The following is a 22,339-nucleotide window of genomic DNA, read 5'->3' on the forward strand; positions in this document are numbered from 1 at the left end:
TTAATTTTATTGCTAATGAATACATCTTGTTTTAGAAAAGAAGAAAAGAGGATAGAGGCACAATGGGAAAATACATTGTTGCTTCCGGGATGTGCCGGCATGCCGGAGAACATCGGATTAGCAGGTGCATATTCCGGGATAGTGGAAGGCAAGTTGCTTGTGTTGGGTGGAGCTAACTTTCCTGATAAGTATCCTTGGGAGGGAGGTATTAAGACTTGGTGGGCTACTTTATATAGCTACGACTTGGATACAGAGGAATGGACTGTATATGATGATTTCCTTGACCGTCCGCTTGCTTATGGGGTTTCAATAAGTTTGCCGGAAGGTTTATTGTGTATCGGTGGATGTGACCATGCGCGGTGTAGCGATAAAGTATTTCTGATAAAAAAAGAAATAGATTCATTTGTGATAGATTCTGTCAGTTATCCTTCTTTACCGGTTCCATTGGCTAATGCAGCGGGGGCTATTTGTGATAATTGCATTTATATTGCTGGGGGGCAGGAGTCTATGGTAAATGAACGGTCAACTCATCATTTCTATATGCTTGATTTGCATCATAAGGAGCAAGGATGGCAGGTAATGCCGGGTTGGGATGGTCCTTCTCTTTCTTATGCGGTAGGCGTCGCTCAAAGAGGACGGTTTTACCTCTTTAGTGGAAGAAGCTATGCACCGGATGAGTTGATGACGGAATATACGGAAGGATATGTATTTGAACCGGGTACTGGGAAATGGAATAAAATGACCGGTTCTTTCCCGGTGATGGCGGGTACGGCCATACCTTATGGAGAAGACAAGATTTTGATACTGGGAGGAGTGGAGGAAATTTTGCCGACATCTCCCAAGCACCCGGGATTTAGCCGTAAACTTCGGGTGGTCAGTACGGACATGAATGCTTTGGTAGCTTTGTTCGATTGTTCATACCCTATTCCCGTTACAACGAATGCTGTTTCTATTGGAAATCAGGTATTTGTAGTAAGTGGCGAGATACAACCCGGCATACGGACACCGTTAATTTTGAAAGGAACTTTCCGAAAGTGAAATATAATAATCTAATTAAATGCATTATGAACAATTATGAAAGACTGGAAGGTATGGTTGCGGCCACCTTCACCCCAATGGATGAAAATGGGGATGTGAATTTATCTGTTATTGATAAGTATGCCGACTGGATAGCATCCACCCCCGTGAAAGGGGTATTTGTGTGCGGGACAACCGGTGAATTTTCTTCGTTGACGATTGACGAGCGTAAGGCAATTCTTGAAAAATGGGTAGCTTCTGCCGCCAAGCGTTTCAAGGTGATTGCACATGTCGGTTCAAACTGTCAGCGGGATGCCATGGAACTGGCACGTCATGCCGCACAAACGGGAGCTGATGCTATCGCTTCAATTGCCCCTTCTTTTTTCAAGCCGGGGACAGTAGATGAACTGGTCGATTTCTTTACGCCGATTTGTCAGGTTGCCAGTGAGTTGCCTTTCTATTATTATAATATGCCGTCAATCACAGGAGTTAACTTGCCGGTAGATAAATTTTTGGTAGAGGGTAAGAAGAAAATGCCCAACTTGGTAGGTACGAAATTTACTCATAATAACCTGATGGAGATGGGGGCTTGCATCGACTTGGAGCAGCATAAATTTGAAGTATTGCATGGCTTTGACGAGATTCTGATTGCAGGTTTGTCTATGGGAGCAGTGGCAGGTGTGGGAAGTACATACAATTATATCCCTAATGTCTACCATGCCATTTTTGAGTCTATGAAGAAAAATGAGGTGGAAACGGCACGTGCCTGGCAGATGAAGTCGATACGTACAGTGGAAGTTATTATAAAATATGGTGGAGGTGTACGTGGCGGTAAAGCTATCATGAAACTGATAGGTATTGATTGCGGCAGTTGCCGGTTGCCGATAAAAACTTTTTCAGCGGAAGAGTATGAAAAACTAAAAAGTGATTTGGATGCGATAAAATTCTTTGAGTTCTAGTGATAAGAAAGAGGAGATGACAGTAAAAGTGTATTGCTGGGGTTAGCTACTTTACTTCCTGTCTATCTCCCCCTAATCTAGTTAAATGCGTTCAAAATTACCTAAAATAAAGATACTATGAAAGTAAGTAAGAAAATATTTATCATATTTTCGATGATTTTGCTATGGATACCGGATATATCTTTGGGTAAAGATATAAGGTTCGAACTGGAAAGGCCTGTCATCCCTGTTTTGGTCAAGAAGCAGATTAATCCGACTATTAAGGCAACTTTGATTCAAACAGGCAGCCGTCCTTACACTATCCGGCAGATTGATGTCGATTTGCAAGGAAGTACGGACTTGTCTGATATCCTTTCTGTTGCGGTATATGGAACTCATAAAAACGGGCTGATAGATGAATCCCGTCTGATATGTAAACCGATGCCCGCTACACGGAAGATATCTTTTACAGATAATATACAAGTGAAAGATGATTCCTTGTCGTTTTGGATAGCAGTGACATTGAAGGATACGGTTCCATTGACACACCGCATTAGTGTGAATTGCAGCCGGATAAAAACCAGTCGGGGAGAACTGAAAGTCTCGAATAAGGAGGCTATCCCCCTAAGAGTGGGAGTGGCATTAAGACAGAAAGGACAGGATGGTATTGTTTCTTCACGTATTCCGGGATTGGCTACCAGTAACAACGGAACTCTGCTGGCTATATTTGATGCCCGTTATGATTTGACTCGCGATTTGCAGGGAAACATAGATATCGCTCTTCATCGTAGCTTTGACAAAGGACTGACATGGCAACCCATCCAGACGGTGTTGGATATGGGAGAATGGGGAGGACTGCCGCAAAAGTTTAATGGAGTGAGTGATGCGTGCATCCTTGTGGATAAACACACAAATGATATTTATATAGCCGGATTGTGGATGCACGGTGCATTGGATGATAATGGCAAGTGGATAGAGGGCTTGAATGAAAACAGTACTTACTGGATACACCAGTGGCGAAAGAAAGGCTCGCAACCCGGAACTGGTCTGAAAGAGACCTGTCAGTTCCTGATAACTAAAAGCACGGATGACGGACTGACATGGAGCTTCCCCGATAATATAACTGGTAAGACCAAACGCCCAGAATGGTGGTTGTTTGCTCCGGCTCCCGGACAAGGAATAACACTGGCGGATGGTACTCTGGTCTTTCCTACACAAGGACGTGATGATAAAGGAGCAGCATTCTCCAATATTACATATAGTAAAGACCACGGAAAGACATGGACAACCAGCAATCCGGCTTATTCGAATGTGACGGAATGTAATGCAGCCCAATTAAGTGACGGTACTGTAATGCTGAATATGCGCGATAACAGAAACCGGGGTAATAAAGAAGTGAATGGCCGGAGAATCTGTACGACGACAGACTTGGGCGAAACATGGACAGAGCATCCCACGTCACGGAAAGCATTGGTGGAACCGACGTGTATGGCAAGTTTACATCGCCATGATTATACTGTGGATGGAGAAAAGAAAAGCATACTATTATTTGCCAATCCCAGTGATTATAAGACACGGGATAAATTGACTTTGAAAGTTAGTTTTGACGACGGACTGACATGGCCTGAGAAATACTGGATTCTGTTTGACCAATATCGTAGTGCCGGTTATTCCAGCATCACTTCAATAGATGAAAATTCAATAGGGATATTATATGAAAGCAGTCAGGCAAATATGGCTTTTATTAAAATTGATTTGGCAGAAATTTTAAATAGGTAGGTCATGAACAGTAAAACTTCAAATATATATCCTTGGGTGGTAGTCGGATTGTTATGGGGAGTTGCTTTACTCAACTATATGGACAGGCAGATGCTCTCTACCATGCGGATTCCTATGATGACAGATGTCCGTGAACTGGAATCGGCAGCCAATTTCGGCAGATTGATGGCGGTCTTCCTGTGGATATACGGACTGATGAGTCCCATTTCCGGGATTATCGGCGACCGTATGAGCCGTAAATGGTTGATTGTAGGCAGTTTGTGTATATGGTCCGGAGTTACTTACCTAATGGGGTATGCCACTACTTTTGACCAGCTTTACTGGCTTCGTGGAATTATGGGAGTGAGTGAAGCGCTATACTTGCCCGCCGCACTGTCTCTGATAGCTGATTTTCATCAGGACAAGACACGTTCGCTGGCAGTGGGAATACATATGACGGGACTTTATGTCGGGCAGGCAATAGGTGGTTTCGGAGCTACTTTTGCCGCCATGTATTCCTGGCATAGTACATTCCACTGGTTTGGTATTATTGGTATAGGATATGGCGTCATTCTGGCTTTTTTCTTACGGGATAAGGAAAGGGGGACTGTCTCTGCCATACAAGAGAAAGTGAAAAAGATACCGGTTCTGAAAAGCTTGGGTATGTTGTTCTCCAATGTCTTTTTCTGGATTATCTTGTTTTACTTCTGCGTGCCGGGCACTCCGGGATGGGCGGCAAAAAACTGGTTGCCGACTCTCTTTTCTGAGAGCCTGTCTATTGATATTTCTGTGGCAGGACCGATGTCTACCATCTCCATCGCTTTATCTTCACTGTTCGGAGTTTTAGCCGGTGGATATATATCTGACCGATGGGTGCTCAAAACTGTGCGTGGAAGAGTATATACGGGAGCTTTGGGATTGGCTTTTATTATCCCCTCTTTATTGTTCATCGGATTCGGTCATTCCATTTTCGCATTGGTGATGGGAACAGTTCTGTTCGGAGTGGGATTCGGAATGTTCGACGCAAATAATATGCCGATTCTTTGCCAGTTTGTTTCAGCCCGTTACAGGGCGACGGCTTATGGTATTATGAATATGTGCGGAGTATTTGCGGGAGCGGCAATAACCGGTATCTTGGGAGAATCTACGGATGCCGGACATTTGGGACGCGATTTCGCGCTTCTGGCGATATTCGTATTGATTATGCTGGTCATTTTGGTCACATGTCTGCGGCCTAAGACCATTGACATGAAAGATTAATCATTTAAAACTATAAATCATGAAAAAGGTACTATGCATAATTGCCGGTATGCTTTGTCTTTTACCTTTGGTAGCAAAGGTAAAGCTACCGGCAATAATAGGGAATGATATGGTATTGCAGCAGAATACCAATGCTAATCTGTGGGGATGGGCTGCCCGTTCCCGGAAAATCACAGTTAAAACATCTTGGGATAATAAAACCTATACAACCACTTCCGCATCGGACGGTACATGGAAGCTACAGGTACAGACGCCTTCTGCCGGCGGCCCTTATACTATTACCATATCCGACGGGGAACCGGTGGCACTAACCAATGTCCTGATAGGAGAAGTATGGTTATGTTCGGGACAGTCGAATATGGAAATGCCTGTAAAGGGATTCAGGGGACAACCGGTAAAAGGCTCATGTGACGTAATTGCAACAGCTTCGCCATCTGATAATATCCGTATGGTTACGCTTAAAATAAATAGTAGCCAGACATTGCTGGATGATTGTATGGCAACTTCCTGGATGGAATCTACTCCGGCTAATGTTGCGGATTTCAGTGCCACTGCCTATTTCTTTGCAAGTTATCTGCGTAAAGTTTTGAATGTGCCGGTAGGCGTCATTTGTTCCAGTTGGGGCGGTTCCAAGATTGAGTCGTGGATTAATAAAGAGGTATATACGGAAAAGTTTCCGGAAATATCTTTATCAGTACTGACCAAAGACCCTAAAGACATTGCCAGACCGAAAGATGAACCTACGTTACTATACAATGCGATGATTCATCCGATAAAGCAATTCACCATTAAAGGTACTATCTGGTATCAGGGAGAAAGTAACTTAAATAATCCGCAGGTATATAAGCGGTTGTTTCCGGCGATGGTAGAGTCTTGGCGGAAAGAATGGAACCAGGGCGAATTTCCTTTTTATTATGTGCAGATAGCCCCCTATGATTACGGGCGGAAAAATGCGGATAAGACGGATGCTGCTGAAATCCGGCAAGTACAATTGGAATGTTTGAAGGAGATTCCCAATGCAGGTATGGTTGTCACGGCGGATATTGGAAATCGTACCTGTGTACATCCCTCTGACAAGGAGAGTGTAGGGAAACGGCTTGCCCTGTGGGCATTGGCAAAAACTTACCAGCGTAGCGGAACACCTTATAGCGGTCCTCTTTACAAGTCTTTTGCAATAGATAAAGAAAAAATAATTGTGGAGTTCGATTACGCGGAAATGGGGATGACATCGTATGACCGGGAAATTGTCGGATTTGAGATTGCCGGAAAAGATGGTGTTTATTATCCGGCGAAGGCTGTTCTTTTTGATAATAAAACCAAAGTGGTGCTGACTAGCGAACAAGTTCCCGAACCGGTAGGGGTTAAGTACGGGTTCAGGAATTATCAGCCGTTGAATTTATTTTCAAACTTCGGATTGCCGGCTTCTCCTTTTGTTGCCAAATAATTTTATAATATATGAGACGAGAAAATAGAAAAACCTGAAATTAGAGTTATTAACTTGTAATCTACAATTTATGTTAAATGCATTTTTATTAAAGAGTAAGCTATTCCGCATGCCGAGTATCTTACTGGTTATCCTCTCTTTCTACATGCCTGCATTTTCGGCTTCACTCGAAGCTTCGGGTATAGAACAAAAGAAGGTAACTGTGAACGGAGTTGTTTTGGACGATACACGCGAACCGTTAATAGGGGTTTCGGTTCTGGTGAAAGGTTCTCAACAAGGAACAGTAACAGATTTGGATGGGAAATATTCCATCATTGCTCCGGCAGATGGTATTCTGGTATTTTCATTTGTAGGAATGGAAAAACAGGAAATACCGGTGAAGGGGCGGAGCAACATCCTGGTGACGATGAAAAGCAGTTCGGTTGCCTTGTCGGATGTTGTTGTTATCGGGTATGGTAAACAGTCTAAGGCAGCATTGACGAGTGCCATCACTAAGGTGGATTCAAAAGATATGGCAATTTCACCGACAGGAAATCCGATGTCAATGTTGCAGGGTAAAGTACCGGGAATGGAAATCCGTGTAAATTCCGGCCAGCCGGGATCCGATCCTCAGATTATAGTACGCGGCGGAACGACTACCGCACCTGAAAGTGATTCTCCTATGGTAATCATTGATGGTGTGATTCGTACTATGAAGGATATTAATTATGCGGATATAGAAACGATACAAGTACTGAAAGACGCAGCTTCGACAGCTATTTATGGTTCAAAGGCTTCCCGTGGTATCGTTATGATTACGACCAAACAGGGAAAAGCAGGTAAAGGAAGCATCTCTTTCAGCTATGGATTGTCTGTAGACCACCAGCCGAAGAGAATGCCGCTGTCCGGTGCCCGTGAGTATCTTACCGCAACCCGTACGGCTGCGCTACATGCAACCGACCCGGATAAATATCTGTCAGGCACGTTTGCAATGAGCACTGCCAACAAACGGAATGCTTTGAATACGACCGCTTTTCTGGATGACTATATAACTAATTATGGTCAGGGGTATGTAGAAGATCTGTTGTATAACCAGGGGTGGGAGATGATGGAAGACCCTGCCAATCCCGGTAAGATGTTGATTTTTAAGGAAACGGACTTTCAGGATAATCTCTTCCAGACACCGGTCAATCATGATTTTAATATAAACTTCAGCGGGGGTAACGAGAAAGCGACTTACTATATGAGTCTGGGTTATCTTACTCAAGACGGTATTGTTGTAGGTACTAATTACAATCGTTGGAGTTTTCTGACAAATGCTTCGTACAAGATTCGCAAGAACCTTACAGTAAGAGGTATGGTAAACTACTCCATGAGAACAACAGCGGGCATTAACGAGAACAATGTAATGTCGCGGGCTGCCAAGATGCCACCTACGGTACGCCAATATTATGAAGACGGAACTCCGGCTCCGGGTGAGCTGACAAGCTCATTCCGTACTCGTCTGCATGAAGTTTATTATCAGGAAAAGGAAAACAGGGTGAGCCGAATCAATCTTTCTGCCGAACTGGATTGGGAAATTATTCCGGGACTGCATCTCAAACCCATGTTCTCGTACACCAATAATGAAGGTAAAGACCATAATTTCGAAAGATACAATGAAGTGGTGAAGAACAGACCGGTGTCCGAAGCGCATAATATGGACCTGCATTATCAGTATGACCTTATTTTGAACTATACGAAGACAATAAAGGATAAGCATAATTTGGATTTGATGGCCGGTGGCAACTATATTTATGATAACTGGTATCGTTTCAGCGGCTCCGGTTATGGCGGTACATCGGATTATATTGAAACACTGAACGGTATTGCGGCTGAATCAGCCAAAACCACTTCCACTTTTGAAGAGAAGAAGATGAACAGTTACTTCGGGCGTGTCAATTACAATTATGATATGAAATACCTGTTTTCTGCAAGTATCCGTTATGACGGTTCTTCCCACTTTGCGGCCAATCACAAGTTTGCAGCTTTTCCGGGTGTATCTGCCGGATGGAACATGCATCGTGAGGCTTTCTTTGAACCTTTGTCGAAAGTAGTCAGCAATTTGAAACTTAGAGCCAGTTGGGGAAAAACAGGATATGACAATCTTGCGCTCGAAAATACGGAAGGCTCTTATGAAGCCGGTAAGAACTATGCAGGCGAAGCAGGTATCTTGAATACGGTGCTTATGAACCGTAATCTGTTATGGGAAGAAACAACCTCAACCGATTTGGGGCTTGAAGCCGGTTTCCTGAATAACCGCATCAATCTGTCTTTCGATGCCTATTATAAAAAGACAACAAACCGTTTGTTGAACGAGAACTTATGGTCGGAAACGGGATTTGCTTCCATCAAGTCCAATTTCGGTTCTTTGAACACGAAAGGGGTGGAAATCGCTATCAATGCGATTCCGATACAAACTCATGATTTCCGTTGGAATATAGATGCCAACTTCTCGATTTGGAGAACAACAATCGGTAAATTGCCCAATAATGGTGCAGATAAGAATCGTACCGGTGGCGGAATCATTTTCGACCCGAAGTTGGGAAAATATGTTGAGGTTGGCGGATTTGCGGAAGGAGAGCGCTTCGGTTCCCGCTTTGCTTATCAGTTGGACGGAGTTTATTCTACGGATGAGGATGCGGCCAATGCTCCATATGATGAAGGAGTATCTTCCGGATGGCTGGGTAAAGGAAAATGTGCCGGTGATGCAATCTGGCGTGATGTGGATGGAAATGGTATCATCAACTCCAAAGACATGGTGTTCGTAGGTTATATTCATCCAGATAAGATGGGGTCTTTCAATAATACTTTCACTTACAAGAATTTTACTTTACGGATTGCTACGGACTTCTCGTTAGGTAATGTGATTGATAACCATTTCAGGGCACAGGCGAACGCAAATTCACGGAATAACTTTGCAACGATTCATGATGTGGCCAGTAGCAAGATGTGGCACAAACCGGGTGATATAGCTTCTATTCCCCGTTATGATGTAGAGTCTGACTGGGATAACGGAAAGCGTAATCATGGTCGTCCGAGCAGTTCTACCATTGGTTTTAGTGGTGGCAGTGCCAACACCTTGTATATAAAGAAAGGTGATTATCTGGCATTTCGTGAAGTCTCCCTATCATATCCCTTGCGTACCAAGTGGCTGCGTGCCGCTAAGATTGAAACGCTGGACTTGACGGCAGCTGTCTATAATTTAGGATATTGGACTGCTTATGACGGACTTACTCCTGAAGTAATTGGTGCTGATGCCGGTAAATATTCCCGTCCGCGTCAGTTTATATTCTCTGTAAAATTTACAATGTAACATTAAAGTAAACGATGATGAGAACTAAATTAATAATGTTTAGTATAATGGCTGCCTGCAGTTTGGGTAGTTGTGAATCTATTTTGGAGATAGAGCCTATTTCTGAAATAACTATGGCAAATTATTGGAAATCGGAATCTGACGTGAAAGGTTACCTGAATGGTCTTTATTCGGATTATAGGGGAATGACTAGTACCACTCTGTATGGAGAAGACCGTGGAGATGCTATGGTATCGGGAGTGATTGGCGGCGTTTCGCGTTCGCATCAGCATGAGTTGAATGAAGAATATGGATTGGACTGGCGTACTTTCTATGAGAACATTCATCATTGTAATATGATAATCAAATATGCTCCGGGAATTGACTTTACATTGGAAAATGAGAAGAAACGTATTTTGGCGCAGGCATATACTTTCAGGGCAAAGGCTTACCTCACTTTAACTCAGATGTGGGGAGACGTGCCTATTGTTTTAAATCCGACGGAATCCTATGATAAGGAATCACGTCCGGCGCGTAATGCGGCTTCTGAAGTGATGACGCAAATTCTTTCAGACGTCCGGACTGCAATCGACTTGTTCCCGGAAACGAATATTCTGGATAAGAACCGGATTTCAAGACCTGCTGCATTATGTCTGAAAGCAGAAGCGCTGGCATGGAAATATACAGTTCAGAAGAGTAATGACAAGAATGACTTGACGGATGCAATTTCCGCATTGGAAGAAGTGGAAAAGTGTGGAGTGAGTATGATGGATAAATATGCGGATATTTTCGATGTGGCAAACAAGAAGAACAGCGAAATCATTTTCTCTATTTATCTGAAGAAAGATGAATATAACAATATGTATATGTCTACGTTGTCCATGTCTGCCGCAGCCGGACTGCTGACTAACGATATCGTGAACAAAGAAGACATTCCGTATACTAATTCCACAATAGCCCGCCATGTGTATGCTCCGTCTCCTCGTCTGATTTCACTTTTTAGTGATAAGGACAACCGGGCTTCGTCAGCGTACATCAATGCCATAAATTCAAAAGGGGCAGTAGTCTTTACTTCACAGAACAAATTTCGGGGGACAGCTTATACCGACGACCGTTATTATGATAATGATATCGTAGTCTATCGTTTGGGCGAAGTCAAATTGCTGAAAGCGGAATTGTTATGTTACCTGGGTGGTGACAATGTACAAAAGGCTATTGATGCCATGTTCTCTACCCGTAATCGTGCCGGAATCGGAGCTTATACCGAAAGCATGGATCAGAAAGTGGTGCAGAAAGAAATATTGGACGAACGGGGCAGGGAATTATGTTTTGAGTTGAAACGTTGGCCTGACTTGATGCGGGCGCACCATGCGGGTACTATTGATATTTATAGTTATATACCTAATCTGGTTGGTAAATCCACTCCATTGTATTTCCCGATTTTGAAGAAGATGATTGACTTGAATCCTAATTTGGAACAAACTGACGGTTATTAAAAAGTAGAAGCAATGAAGAATTTAAACTTAATATTTGTATGGGTGTGCCTGTTGTTTATATCGACAGCATGCAATGATGTGGAGCCGAGCATATCTTCTTTACCGGTTCCCACAAGCAAGCCTTATTCTATCAATAGGGAAGGATATGCTTATTTCAGAATTCCCACTATGGTGATTACTAATAGTGGCACGATATTGGCATTTGCCGAGGGACGTCGTAATGGACCTGAAGATGAAGGGGATATCGACATCGTATTAAAGCGTTCTACAGATAAAGGGAAGACTTGGGGACCGTTGATAACGGTCAAGGATGATGGCGAAAATCGTTGCCGTAATCAAGTGCCTATTTATCTTCCGGATATCAATCGCGTCATTTTATTATCTTGCTGGAATCCGGGAGCAACGGGGACTAATTCTATATTTATGACTTATTCGGATGATGAGGGATTGACATGGGCAAAAGAAAAAGACATAACCGCTTCCGTCACCCCTGACAAATACAGATGGTATGCTACGGGACCTTGTCATGGAATAGTAAAACAGTTTGAACCTCATAAGGGGAGAATTGTGGTTCCGTGTAATCACAATACCACTACTTCCGGTGCGGGGCGTTCTCATGTGATATACTCGGATGATAAAGGGGAAACCTGGCATTTGGGTGGTATCATGGACGTGGACTATACGAATGAAAGTACCGTAACCGAATTAAGTAACGGTGATTTAATGCTGAATATGCGTAAGCAGTCCAATACAGAGAAATATAGAATGGTTTCTACCAGTACGGATGGTGGACTGACATGGAGTCCGTGTAAGTACACTACATTGAAAGAGCCGATATGTCAGGGTTCCATACTCTTTTACGGTTTGGGAGATGATGGTAAAGGAATTATTTTGTTCTCGAATCCGGATAGCCAGACCAATCGCAATAATAATACGTTGAAGATGAGCGAGGACGACGGCGTAACCTGGAAGAAGCAATATTCCTATACAGGCAGTGATTATGGAGGATATTCTGATATTGCCCGTTATCCTGACGGTACGATTGGAGTGTTATATGAATATGGATTCAAGAATATCGGTGGTATTGCTTTTCAGAATGTTGAGTTGTCACAGTTGCAATAAAACAATGCATAGAATTAAAAAATAGATTGATATGAAAAAGATAATATATTTCTTGCTCGTATGTGTAGGGGTCTTTTATGCCTGCAAAGACGAAGAACAAGTACTGTTGAATGCAGATTTTATTTCAGACAAGCAAACCATATCTGCCGGGGAGAAGGTCTGTTTTATGGATAAGTCTGCCGGAGAGCCTGTACGATGGGACTGGGCTTTTGAGGGTGGTGAACCCAGTGTGTCTAACTTGTTCAGCCCGGAAATTGTATATAATTATCCGGGAACTTATACCGTGAAATTAAGAGTAGGCCGGGGGACTGACAATGCAGAAACAGAGATACAGCAATATATAACTGTTGTCTATCCTGATGAAATTACTGTAGCTTTTAAATCCAATAAAACCCAGGCATTGAGTGATGAGACTATTGGTTTCACGGATTTGTCCATAGGCTTCCCGTCTACCTGGTTGTGGGAATTTATTCCTACAGAAGGTCGTACCGTTACATCGACAGAACAGAATCCGAGTCTGGTATTTGAACCGGGAGTCTACTCTGTGAAGTTGACCGTTACTAATCCCAAGACGACGGCTACGCTTACAAAAGAGAACTATCTGAATATTATTGATAAGAACTCAGTAGCGGCAGACGTCACGGCAGACCGGTGTATGGTTATAGAAGGTGAAACCGTATCATTCAAAGATGCCAGCTTGGGACGTCCTACTCACTGGAACTGGACATTTGAAGGTGGAACGCCCTCTACTTCCAATGAGCAGAATCCGACTGTCGCTTATTCAACTGCCGGTAGGTATAAAGTTACTTTAGTCGCTTCTAATGATATGAATACTTCTACAGCCGAGCAGGAAGGATATATCACTGTATTGCCTGGTAAAGATATTGTTCTTTTCTATCCGTTTGAGGGTGACAGTAAAGATATGGGTCCTAATGGCATTCATCCGGAAGTTCTTAAACTGGGAGATAATATGGATGTCAACTTTAATGCACCTGCCCGTAAGGAAGGATTTACTTGTGCCGAGTTCAGAAGTAAGGATAATCAGAATTATGCTTTCTTGTCGTTGCCGGATAATGATGCATTAGACTTCCAGGCCACTCCGGTGACTACCTCTTTCTGGGTGAAAACATCGAATAAGACAGCTACTAATATAGGTGTATTCCAGCATGGATCTGGTCCTAATGCCAGTGCAGATGGAAAGAATAAGCAGACTTGGTTCAGGTTTCAGAAGTCCAATCCGTTCATAAGATACGTCATTGAGTATACAGGTCTTTCCGGAAACTGGACCGATTATAAGACAAAAGCTATGACGGATGGAGAGTGGCATCATTATGTATGTGTGCATGCCAATGGAAGCACTTATTTGTATATTGACGGGGTAAAAGAAGCGGAAGCACTCAATAAAGGCTTGAAACCTATTGACCGGAAACCTTATTTTATCGGTGCAATGTATAGAGGAGCAGAGGGTTCTCGTTCTTATGAAAACTTTATGGATGGCTATATAGATGATTATCTGGTGTATAACCGTGCATTCACGGCAGCAGAAGCAAAAGCACTTTATGATAGTATGAAATAAGAAATATAATACTTCTGCAATTTTTAATTAAAGGCAACTACTTCAAATTATGGATTAGTTGCCTTTTCTATGTCTTGTCTTTCTGCTTAATGTCCTTTACTGTTATAAAAGAATAATAATCAGAAGTTTGTCGTATTTCCGGGAATTAATACCGTAACTTGCAAGAAAGGAAATCCCGTCTATTTTATCCCCGAATATAAACTATCCTAAAAAAGAAATGAATTATGAAAGGTCAAGAGAAAAAAAGAGAAGCAAAGAAAGGAAAATCGGACAAGAAGATTAAAGTACTGACTGATTATCAGAGAGAAAAGCAGAGTAAGAGTGACAAAGGAATGAGCATAATACCCAAGGCATAATGGTGCGAGTAAAAAGAGAAGGTATTATTTTGGAAGGTACTTCACTTGAGTTTGAAAACGAAGGTGTGATGAATCCGGCGGTGATTGCCGAAGGAAATACGGTGCATATGTTTTATCGTGCAGTAAAAAAAGGAAATTATTCATCCATCGGTTATTGCCGGCTTGAAGGCCCTTTGACTGTAGTAGAGAGGGATACGGTTCCCCTGTTGGCTTCCGAGTTTGATTATGAGTGCCAAGGAGTGGAAGACCCCCGAATTGTGAAAATAGAAGACCTCTATTATCTCACTTATACAGCCTATGATGGATATAGTGCTGTGGGAGCCTTGGCAGTTTCTTCCGATTTGAGGCATTTCGAGAAAAAGGGCATTATTACTTCCCAGATAACCTATCCGCAATTCCGGGAAATGCTTCGTACCCAACAGGCTATCATCAGCAAGTATTTCCGTTCCGGCAATAAGCGGGAAGCGACAAATGAGAAAGGACATCCCCTTTATATGATGGATAAGAATGTAGTATTCTTTCCCCGTAAAATCAATGGGAAGTTCTATTTTATGCATCGTATCCGTCCTGATATCCAATATGTGGCGGTAGAACGTCTTGATATGCTGACGAAAGAGTTCTGGAAAAGATACTATCAGAATTTTGCCAAACGTATCCTGCTGGCTCCCTATCACGACCATGAGTCGAGTTACATCGGCGCCGGATGTCCCCCGATAGAGACGAGCGTGGGGTGGCTGCTGATTTATCACAGTGTGTATGATACTCCTTCCGGTTATGTTTATTCCGCTTGCGCGGCTTTGTTGGATATAGACAATCCGGCTATTGAAATATCCCGTTTGCCTTATCCGTTGTTCACGCCTGCGACAGAATATGAACTGTCCGGTGTAGTCAACAGAGTTTGTTTCCCCACGGGCACTGCCTTGTTTGGCGACACTCTCTACATCTATTATGGAGCAGCCGACAAATATGTGGCTTGCGTGTCAGTACAACTGACAGAGTTATTGGATGAATTAATAAAACAAATCAAATGAGAAAAATAATATGTATTACTACTTATCCTCCTCGTGAATGTGGCATAGCCACTTTTGCCCAGGACTTAATCCGGGCTATCCTGTCAAAGTTTGGAGATTCTTACTCTATAAAGATATGTGCGGTGGAGTCCGACACGGAACAACACACCTATACGGAAGATGTGGAATACGTTCTTAATACTTCGGATGTTTCTGCCTATGCTGCTTTGACCAGGCAATTGAATGAAAATTCTGAAGTTAAAATGGTGCTTGTACAGCACGAATTCGGGCTATATGCAGCACAGGAAGAAGCCTTTCTGCAAATGTTGCAGCAACTTCTCAAACCTGTGATTCTTGTCTTTCATACGGTACTATCGCAACCTTCCCCCGCCCTGTACCGGAGTGTGGGAAGAATGATGGCGGCTTGTGCCAATCTGGTAGTGATGACGCAAAACTCCCGCGAGATTCTCCTGCGGGATTATCAGGTGGATGAAGATAAAATCACGGTGATTCCTCACGGAACCCATTTAGTGTCGTTCAGAGACAAAAGCAAACTAAAAGATTTCTATCAACTATCGGGCAGACGCGTGCTTTCCACTTTTGGCCTGCTTAGTCCCGGCAAAAGTATTGAGACCACTTTGGATGCCTTACCGGCTATTGTGGAAGCCAATCCTTCCGTGATATTTCTTATTATCGGCAAAACGCATCCGGGAGTGCTGAAACAGGAAGGAGAGAAGTATCGTAACTTCCTGGAAGCGAAAATAAAGGAGTTGCATCTGGAAGAATATGTGCTCTTTATCAATCAATATCTTGAACTTCCTGTCTTATTGGAATATTTGCAGTTGACGGATGTGTATCTTTTTACTTCAAGCGACCCGAATCAGGCCGTGAGCGGTACATTTGTATATGCGCTGAGTTGCGGATGTCCGATTATAGCTACTCCTATTCCCCATGCGTTGGAATTGTTGAGTGATGATTCCGGTATTATCTTCGACTTTAAGAATTCTGCGCAATTGTCCGAAGCTGCCAATCATCTGCTTGCCGATGAAAAGCTACGGACTAAGATGAAGCTTGTCGGCTTGCAGAAGACAGCAGCTACAGCTTGGGAGAATGTGGCTATTGCCTATGCCTGTCTTTTCCAGAAAACAGGTAGGGTCGAAGACGAACTGATTTACTCCCTGCCTCCCATAGACACCTATCATATCCGGCGCATGAGCCGGCAGTGGGGTATTATCCAGTTTTCGAAGGGAAATCGTCCGGACAGTTCCACCGGATATACATTGGATGATACGGCACGTGCGTTAATGGCGATGTGCCAGATGGTTGCTACGGGACAGGGAAAAGTGAAGGAACGATATGTCAAGACCTATCTGAACTTTATCCGTTACTGTCAGCAGCCGGACGGTTCTTTTCTGAATTATGTAGATAAAGATGGAATATTCACCTCACAAAATCAGGAAGTGGGGCTGGATGATAGTAATGGACGTGCTGTTTGTGCTTTGGGATGTTTTATTTCTTGTGCCGGACATTTTCCCGCTCCGTGGAAGGAAGAGGCTGAAGCTGTTCTCAAACGTACCTTCCAACGGTTCGACCGGATAGAGTCTCCCCGCAGTATCGCTTTTATGCTTAAAGGCTTCTATTATTATAGCCGCGAATGTCCTTCGGCGCAGACTGATGCGTGCATTTGGCTGTTGGCTAACAAACTGGCTCAGATATATCGTCGGACGGCGGAAGCCCATTGGCGATGGTTTGAGACGTATCTTACTTATGATAACGCTATCTTGCCGGAAGCTATGTTATTGGCTCATTTGGCTATCGGCAGGGAAGAGTATAAAGAAATAGCTCATGAATCTTTCGAGTTCCTGTTGAAGAAAGTATTTGTAGGGAATCGTATTCAGGTGGTTTCCAATCAGGGATGGATGCATAAAGGGAAGAGCAGCCATGGATTTGGCGAACAGCCCGTGGATGTGGCGGGGATGGTGATTGCTTTGAAAACGTTTTATCAGTTTTTTAAGGAAGAAAAATATCTTCGTATGCAAAGAGATGCTTTCAACTGGTTTCTGGGAAATAATCATTTGCACCAGATTGTTTACAATCCGGCTACCGGTGGATGTTATGACGGACTGGAAGAAAATAATATCAATTTGAACCAGGGAGCGGAATCCACCGTTTGCTATTTGATGGCGCGACTTTCTCTTTTATCTGACTAATTCCGTATATTTGCAGAGTTAATACTGCAATATCATGAAATCTGTATTTATTAAGGTACTTCGTGTACTGATGCTTTTTATAGTTATTATTTCGTGTGCCGTCGGCTATATTGTTTATGAAGATACGTTGGCCGATTGGTGGATACCTGTCGGAGTGGCTTTGATGATAGCTGCTCTTACAATTCCCCTTTATAAAAAGTGGGCATGGCTGACGGCGGGGGAAGATAAAATACTCAATCTGCTTTCTCATGTGATTTGTGTGGGAGCTGTCAGTTATGCACTGTTCCTTGTGGGCAATTATTGCCTGGCGGATCCTGCTTCGACGCAGGAAGAAAAAGTTATTGTGCAGAAGAAGTATCAGGAGACGCATAAGAAAACACGCAGGGTAGGTAGACGGCGTTATGTGTCGGATGGTGTGCGTAAGGAATACTATCTGCAAGTGGCTTTTGAGAATGGGACGGTGGAAACGTTGCACGTATCACTTTCTACTTATAATAAGACACGGACAGGCAAAACAAAGACACTGACTTTACAGAAAGGCTTCTTCGGACTTCCGGTGATAACAAAGGGACTTTAAGAAAACGCCATGACATATATGGAAAATAAAAAATTGAGTGAAAGAATGCTTTCAGGAGAAATGTATAATGATTTGTCTGCGGAACTGGTTCAGAGAAGGGAGCAGGCAGTCTTTCTGACTAATGAATACAATGCTACATATGGGAAACCTAAAGAAATTCGTGAAGCGTTATTGGGAAAACTGTTGAAGCATATCGGCGATAGTGTTCACTTTGAACCCAACTTCCGGTGTGAATTCGGATTTAATATAAGTATCGGGAATAATTTCTTCGCTAATTTTGATTGTATCATGTTGGACGGGAATCATATTACGATAGGCGATAATGTGTTGTTTGGTCCACGAGTAGGGCTGTACACGGCAAATCATGCACTCGACCCGCAGGAACGTGTCATGGGCGGATGTTATGCCCGTCCGATAACTATTGGAGATAATGTATGGATTGGTGCCGGAGTTCATATTATGGGTGGCGTTACTATCGGACAGAATTCGGTGATTGGTGCAGGGAGTGTGATAACCAAGGATATTCCGGAAAATGTAATTGCCGCAGGAGTCCCCTGTAAGGTAATTCGGGAAATAACCGATAAAGACAAAACCGGATTTTTGCCTTAACGGTTAAGCTTGTTTGGGGAGATATATTGTAAAGTAGAGATGAATACTGCAAGTTATGAATAAAAGAAGTGCTTCATTTATTTGTGCCGGACTTATAGCAATAAGCTGCGTGTCCTCACTCTGTTTTTATGATTACTTCGTAACCGATAGAATCACGGAAAATCCAATATCTTGGATTTTCTACTTTTTTCAACTTTCCATACTGGTGGGACAAATTCGAATGGGTATTTATGCAATAAATGCACTTCTGCGGCAGAAAAAGGAAGTTGTGTCTTCTTTGAGTTATTTTGCCGCCCATGTTTTTTTGCAAAACATTACTCCTTTGCTTCAGACATGGGCAGTATCTTCTATACCGGAATATCCGGTATGGTTGCTGATAAGCCAGGTCATTTTTAGTCTTGTACTTTTCCTTTCTTTGTTGGTCAGTCAGGCTTCATCTTTATTCAAGAATCCGGAATATGTCCCTCGGCTATTAATGGTTGCCTTTTATATCAACTGTGTATATACGGCATTGACTGTCATAGGATTGATTATCTTCTTGTAGTCTTGTTGAAGATAATTTTGTATAGCTAACTAAAAAGGATTTTTTTTGACCTATATATCGAAATCTGTTTTGTTGCGATTACTCTGGTTTTATAGTAGGAAATGAGTGGATTTGTAGAGTAAATAGTAATCATTTATCGTTTATATTTCTCATTTGGATAGGCTAATTATGAATTATTGCTTATTCTGTTATGTTTTTCTTATTCAATATCCATGATAAACCAAGAAGAAAATGAGTTTGTTCTTTGTCGCGGAATTGTGAAAATGCAGGGGAATGAGAGAAGAAACAAAAGTTGTTTTATCTTTAATAATCAGTAGAGGTAAACCGAAGGTATCAAATTAACGCGTCTATATACTTAACTGTACCAACGATTGTGTATAATGAATGGTTGTAGCTGTGTCTAATTAGTAAAAAAAGCCATGAGATTTTTCTCATAGCTTTTTATTAAGTGGACCACATCAATAGGGATAGAAATAATCCAATTACTATTTTAAAACGACATATTAAACTGAATTGAAGAATTATACGAATCCTCTATTGTTTGTAAATTATATCCACGAGGTTTTACAATACCATCATCAATAAGCTTTTGGAATTCTTTAGTAGATTTTTCCAACTCTTTTAAACAAGCATCATTAGATAACTTCTTTTTCTCTTGTTTAATCAATTCTGAAAGTTTTTTTTCTACAGTTCCCATATTATACAAATTTACGTGTGTGAATAAACAGATTGAAATTATATGTTTTAGTATAATTCTGAAGTAGCTTGTAGTAATTACGTATCACATTCCTTAGTTCATCATTATCACTAAAGTCTTCTATCTTGAGTTTCAACTCTTCTAATTCCTCAATATTAATAGGTCTACCATGTGACTTCCACTTCTTGTTATCTCCTAAAGCAGCAGCAATTTCTTCCGCTCTTTTTTCTTTCTCTTTAAGTGTAACAGGTGCACCGTTCGATTCATGTGTACTCCAGTTTTTGAATTTATATTTAACTAGCCATTTTTTCAAAAGCGATATTGTTAATTCTTTGGCTTGCTCATATGCTCTTAATTCTGCTAAATCAAAATCTTTTAATATGAGAAATTCAGCATTTGTTAGTTTATTATCTTGAGCTTTTTTGATTAACTCATTAACTTTATCTAAATATCCTAATGCTGGTACAAAGTTTCCTTCCTTGTTTTTAACTTGGGGGTCAATAGGACCTAATACCGAAAAATAATCCATCCATATTTCGTCACCACTCATACTGAAAATAGTACCAGCACTATATGCGTAATCTGGAATGATGAAAATAATCTTCTGGTAATGCTTTCTTATAATATTAACATATCTTTCTACAGCCATAGCACTTCCGCCAGTAGTTGTTAAAACTATTGCAAGTTGCTCTTTTTTATTCACATCTTTTGCTAAATCCTCAACGATGTCCAATAAGACATTCTCGTTGCCATCTACAATAGGTCCATAGTATGTTAGAACATCAGAATCTATTTTACTTTCCAATTCGGCTAAAGTCGAATTTAACAGTGCTTTTAAAGCTTTATTTACAGGAGGTTCCATATTTTGTTTTTCTTAGCTTTGTTTTATAAAACAAAGCTAAGAAAATAAATTCAAAAAATGAACATCCATACTTCCAAATAAACATTATATGGCATAATTTAGATAATTTCCATATAGTTAATTGTGATAATACCCTAGCTTCTTACAAGATTAGATCTGCGAGTAGTAAAAAACAATGCTAATCATTGGCTTTCTCGTTTTCTAATCTTTTTTTTGCTATCTTCTATTGTTGTTTTCAATAACTTTTCTAATGCTTCTTTCAATGAATTGCTACTCAGTGATTCGTTTAATTTTTGGCTTAAAGTTTTCATATTCTTATCTGTTTTTTTTGATTAATATAAATATGTATTAATATCCCTATTTATAGGCTTTCACAAATTATTTTTCACTTTTTCTTAAAATAATTCTCTCGAAGTGAAATTATCTTTCATCTGCGTGTACAATTTCTCTATAATTTAAAATACACGTATATGAAAACATTCCTCTCACTACTCCATATGATAGATACTCTGCATACCGAAGAGGATTGCAGACAGTATCTTGAAGATATGCGATGGGGTGGTGAGCCTGTGTGTCCACATTGCGGTTCCATATCTAAAAATCACTATAAGCTAACCCAAAATGGCAAGTTTAAAGGTTTGCATAAGTGCAAAGATTGTAGAGAACGCTTTACAGCAACGCAAGGTACAATGTTTGAGGGTTCTCATGTTCCTTTGAAGAAATGGTTCTATGCTATATATCTTTTTTTGGCTCACAAGAAAGGTATAAGTAGTGTGCAGTTAGCTAAAGATATAGATGTAACTCAAAAAACTGCATGGTTTATGCTGTCCCGTATAAGGGTAAATTTAAAGGATGATGATGCTAACTTTGATGATATGACACAAGTTGATGAAACTTACGTTGGTGGAAAAGGTAAAAAGGGTCAGAAAAATCAAGGACGTAGTACAAAACAGAAAACTCCTGTTATGGGATTATTATCAGAGGGGCTTGTTCATGCACGTGTTGTACCTAATACGACCAAGAAAATCCTTCAAGCTATTATTGATGAACTCGTTCGTCCCGGTTCAATGATTATTTCTGATGAATGGGGAGGTTACAATGATGTAGAGAAAAAATATATCCACGAAGTTGTAAAACACAAAATTCATGAGTACGTAAATAAGAAAGGTTTCCATACAAATAGCATAGAAGGATTTTGGAGCCAACTCAAACGTGGGATTATTGGTATATACCATTTAGTAAGTCGTAAGCATCTTCCAAAGTATTGTAAGGAGTTCGTATTCCGTTACAACACCAGAAAGATGACCGATGGTGAGCGATTCAACGAGTTCTTGGGCAGTAGTACTGAAAGAATGTACTATGGAGAATTACTAATGAAACCAGAATGGATTTGGGAATCTAAATAAGAGACAATTATATAAGCAGCCCGTGATATAGTCTGATAGATGTTTGTCCGTTTCCTCCTTTTTTGTTTTTTTTGTCACAAACTAACAAAAGGAGGTATAAGAACAGACATTATTTCTAAAAGACATATTGCATAACTTGCAGAC

The 22,339-nt window shown here is 41.4% G+C and carries 19 protein-coding genes; 16 read left to right on the forward strand and 3 right to left on the reverse strand.

All coding sequences use genetic code 11. The annotated features are described in order from the left end of the window. Positions 1 to 15 precede the first annotated feature (15 nt). The 15 genes from RDN93_RS06295 to RDN93_RS06365 all read left to right on the forward strand — a co-directional run bounded on the left by RDN93_RS06295 (position 16) and on the right by RDN93_RS06365 (position 19,230). The gene (locus tag RDN93_RS06295; RefSeq protein WP_055256265.1) at positions 16 to 1,038 is read left to right on the forward strand and encodes a hypothetical protein; all 1,023 of its coding nucleotides are present in this window, start codon (positions 16 to 18) and stop codon (positions 1,036 to 1,038) included. A gap of 26 nt (positions 1,039 to 1,064) precedes the next feature. Further along, positions 1,065 to 1,976, forward strand: a complete 912-nt coding sequence (locus RDN93_RS06300; RefSeq protein WP_308744706.1) for a dihydrodipicolinate synthase family protein — start codon at positions 1,065 to 1,067, stop codon at positions 1,974 to 1,976. A 117-nt stretch (positions 1,977 to 2,093) separates the two neighbouring features. Continuing rightward, positions 2,094 to 3,734 carry an exo-alpha-sialidase gene (locus RDN93_RS06305; protein ID WP_308744707.1) on the forward strand — a complete coding sequence of 547 codons (1,641 nt, stop codon included), beginning with the start codon at positions 2,094 to 2,096 and terminating at the stop codon, positions 3,732 to 3,734. A gap of 3 nt (positions 3,735 to 3,737) precedes the next feature. Then, entirely contained in the window at positions 3,738 to 4,973 is a 1,236-nt protein-coding gene (locus RDN93_RS06310; RefSeq protein ID WP_308744708.1) for an MFS transporter, read from the forward strand. Positions 4,974 to 4,992: 19 nt separating this feature from the next. Next, entirely contained in the window at positions 4,993 to 6,417 is a 1,425-nt protein-coding gene (locus RDN93_RS06315; RefSeq protein ID WP_308744709.1) for a sialate O-acetylesterase, read from the forward strand. A 109-nt stretch (positions 6,418 to 6,526) separates the two neighbouring features. After that, positions 6,527 to 9,751 (forward strand): TonB-dependent receptor, encoded by a 3,225-nt coding sequence (locus tag RDN93_RS06320; protein WP_308744710.1) that lies wholly within the window; start codon positions 6,527 to 6,529, stop codon positions 9,749 to 9,751. A gap of 47 nt (positions 9,752 to 9,798) precedes the next feature. Beyond that, complete coding sequence (locus tag RDN93_RS06325) at positions 9,799 to 11,226, forward strand: RagB/SusD family nutrient uptake outer membrane protein (RefSeq protein ID WP_308744754.1); 1,428 nt, start codon at positions 9,799 to 9,801, stop codon at positions 11,224 to 11,226. Between the two features lie 12 nt (positions 11,227 to 11,238). Continuing rightward, the gene (locus RDN93_RS06330) at positions 11,239 to 12,348 is read left to right on the forward strand and encodes a sialidase family protein (RefSeq protein ID WP_308744711.1); all 1,110 of its coding nucleotides are present in this window, start codon (positions 11,239 to 11,241) and stop codon (positions 12,346 to 12,348) included. A gap of 31 nt (positions 12,349 to 12,379) precedes the next feature. Then, positions 12,380 to 13,924 carry a PKD domain-containing protein gene (locus RDN93_RS06335; protein ID WP_308744712.1) on the forward strand — a complete coding sequence of 515 codons (1,545 nt, stop codon included), beginning with the start codon at positions 12,380 to 12,382 and terminating at the stop codon, positions 13,922 to 13,924. A 224-nt stretch (positions 13,925 to 14,148) separates the two neighbouring features. After that, entirely contained in the window at positions 14,149 to 14,280 is a 132-nt protein-coding gene (locus RDN93_RS06340) for a hypothetical protein (protein ID WP_308744713.1), read from the forward strand. Further along, positions 14,280 to 15,311 carry a pesticidal protein Cry7Aa gene (locus RDN93_RS06345; protein WP_308744714.1) on the forward strand — a complete coding sequence of 344 codons (1,032 nt, stop codon included), beginning with the start codon at positions 14,280 to 14,282 and terminating at the stop codon, positions 15,309 to 15,311. Before RDN93_RS06340 ends, RDN93_RS06345 begins: the two co-directional genes overlap by 1 nt. Further along, positions 15,308 to 17,500: a glycosyltransferase gene (locus tag RDN93_RS06350; protein WP_308744715.1), complete on the forward strand. Its 2,193-nt coding sequence runs from the start codon at positions 15,308 to 15,310 to the stop codon at positions 17,498 to 17,500. The genes RDN93_RS06345 and RDN93_RS06350 overlap by 4 nt, the downstream gene beginning before the upstream one ends. Positions 17,501 to 17,534: 34 nt before the next feature. Next, positions 17,535 to 18,077: a hypothetical protein gene (locus RDN93_RS06355; protein ID WP_308744716.1), complete on the forward strand. Its 543-nt coding sequence runs from the start codon at positions 17,535 to 17,537 to the stop codon at positions 18,075 to 18,077. An 18-nt stretch (positions 18,078 to 18,095) separates the two neighbouring features. Continuing rightward, positions 18,096 to 18,686, forward strand: a complete 591-nt coding sequence (locus tag RDN93_RS06360) for a sugar O-acetyltransferase (protein ID WP_308744717.1) — start codon at positions 18,096 to 18,098, stop codon at positions 18,684 to 18,686. A 55-nt stretch (positions 18,687 to 18,741) separates the two neighbouring features. Continuing rightward, positions 18,742 to 19,230, forward strand: a complete 489-nt coding sequence (locus tag RDN93_RS06365; RefSeq protein WP_308744718.1) for a hypothetical protein — start codon at positions 18,742 to 18,744, stop codon at positions 19,228 to 19,230. A 490-nt stretch (positions 19,231 to 19,720) separates the two neighbouring features. On the opposite strand, the gene RDN93_RS06370 is transcribed toward RDN93_RS06365, so the two are convergent. From RDN93_RS06370 to RDN93_RS06380, 3 genes are all read right to left on the reverse strand, one after another. Beyond that, entirely contained in the window at positions 19,721 to 19,927 is a 207-nt protein-coding gene (locus RDN93_RS06370) for a hypothetical protein (protein ID WP_308744719.1), read from the reverse strand. A gap of 1 nt (position 19,928) precedes the next feature. Then, positions 19,929 to 20,789 (reverse strand): serine dehydrogenasease, encoded by an 861-nt coding sequence (locus tag RDN93_RS06375; protein WP_308744720.1) that lies wholly within the window; start codon positions 20,787 to 20,789, stop codon positions 19,929 to 19,931. Between the two features lie 182 nt (positions 20,790 to 20,971). Continuing rightward, entirely contained in the window at positions 20,972 to 21,100 is a 129-nt protein-coding gene (locus RDN93_RS06380) for a hypothetical protein (protein WP_308744721.1), read from the reverse strand. 159 nt (positions 21,101 to 21,259) lie between these two features. Between RDN93_RS06380 and RDN93_RS06385 the strand changes: the two genes are divergently transcribed. Next, positions 21,260 to 22,195: an IS1595 family transposase gene (locus RDN93_RS06385; RefSeq protein ID WP_308744722.1), complete on the forward strand. Its 936-nt coding sequence runs from the start codon at positions 21,260 to 21,262 to the stop codon at positions 22,193 to 22,195. The last annotated feature ends 144 nt before the right edge of the window (positions 22,196 to 22,339 follow it).

Origin of the sequence: uncultured Bacteroides sp. (assembly GCF_902491285.1) — a bacterium.
GTDB lineage: Bacteria > Bacteroidota > Bacteroidia > Bacteroidales > Bacteroidaceae > Bacteroides.

Excerpts from the sequence above, each read along its gene's own strand:
- RDN93_RS06385 (WP_308744722.1), top strand. The coding sequence starts at position 21,260 with ATGAAAACATTCCTCTCACTACTCCATATGATAGATACTCTGCATACC.
- RDN93_RS06330 (WP_308744711.1), top strand. The coding sequence starts at position 11,239 with ATGAAGAATTTAAACTTAATATTTGTATGGGTGTGCCTGTTGTTTATA.
- RDN93_RS06365 (WP_308744718.1), top strand. The coding sequence starts at position 18,742 with ATGAATAAAAGAAGTGCTTCATTTATTTGTGCCGGACTTATAGCAATA.
- RDN93_RS06335 (WP_308744712.1), top strand. The coding sequence starts at position 12,380 with ATGAAAAAGATAATATATTTCTTGCTCGTATGTGTAGGGGTCTTTTAT.
- RDN93_RS06380 (WP_308744721.1), bottom strand. The coding sequence starts at position 21,100 with ATGAAAACTTTAAGCCAAAAATTAAACGAATCACTGAGTAGCAATTCA.
- RDN93_RS06355 (WP_308744716.1), top strand. The coding sequence starts at position 17,535 with ATGAAATCTGTATTTATTAAGGTACTTCGTGTACTGATGCTTTTTATA.
- RDN93_RS06340 (WP_308744713.1), top strand. The coding sequence starts at position 14,149 with ATGAAAGGTCAAGAGAAAAAAAGAGAAGCAAAGAAAGGAAAATCGGAC.
- RDN93_RS06315 (WP_308744709.1), top strand. The coding sequence starts at position 4,993 with ATGAAAAAGGTACTATGCATAATTGCCGGTATGCTTTGTCTTTTACCT.
- RDN93_RS06310 (WP_308744708.1), top strand. The coding sequence starts at position 3,738 with ATGAACAGTAAAACTTCAAATATATATCCTTGGGTGGTAGTCGGATTG.
- RDN93_RS06295 (WP_055256265.1), top strand. The coding sequence starts at position 16 with ATGAATACATCTTGTTTTAGAAAAGAAGAAAAGAGGATAGAGGCACAA.
- RDN93_RS06320 (WP_308744710.1), top strand. The coding sequence starts at position 6,527 with ATGCCGAGTATCTTACTGGTTATCCTCTCTTTCTACATGCCTGCATTT.
- RDN93_RS06325 (WP_308744754.1), top strand. The coding sequence starts at position 9,799 with ATGGCTGCCTGCAGTTTGGGTAGTTGTGAATCTATTTTGGAGATAGAG.
- RDN93_RS06305 (WP_308744707.1), top strand. The coding sequence starts at position 2,094 with ATGAAAGTAAGTAAGAAAATATTTATCATATTTTCGATGATTTTGCTA.
- RDN93_RS06360 (WP_308744717.1), top strand. The coding sequence starts at position 18,096 with ATGGAAAATAAAAAATTGAGTGAAAGAATGCTTTCAGGAGAAATGTAT.
- RDN93_RS06345 (WP_308744714.1), top strand. The coding sequence starts at position 14,280 with ATGGTGCGAGTAAAAAGAGAAGGTATTATTTTGGAAGGTACTTCACTT.
- RDN93_RS06375 (WP_308744720.1), bottom strand. The coding sequence starts at position 20,789 with ATGGAACCTCCTGTAAATAAAGCTTTAAAAGCACTGTTAAATTCGACT.
- RDN93_RS06350 (WP_308744715.1), top strand. The coding sequence starts at position 15,308 with ATGAGAAAAATAATATGTATTACTACTTATCCTCCTCGTGAATGTGGC.
- RDN93_RS06300 (WP_308744706.1), top strand. The coding sequence starts at position 1,065 with ATGAACAATTATGAAAGACTGGAAGGTATGGTTGCGGCCACCTTCACC.
- RDN93_RS06370 (WP_308744719.1), bottom strand. The coding sequence starts at position 19,927 with ATGGGAACTGTAGAAAAAAAACTTTCAGAATTGATTAAACAAGAGAAA.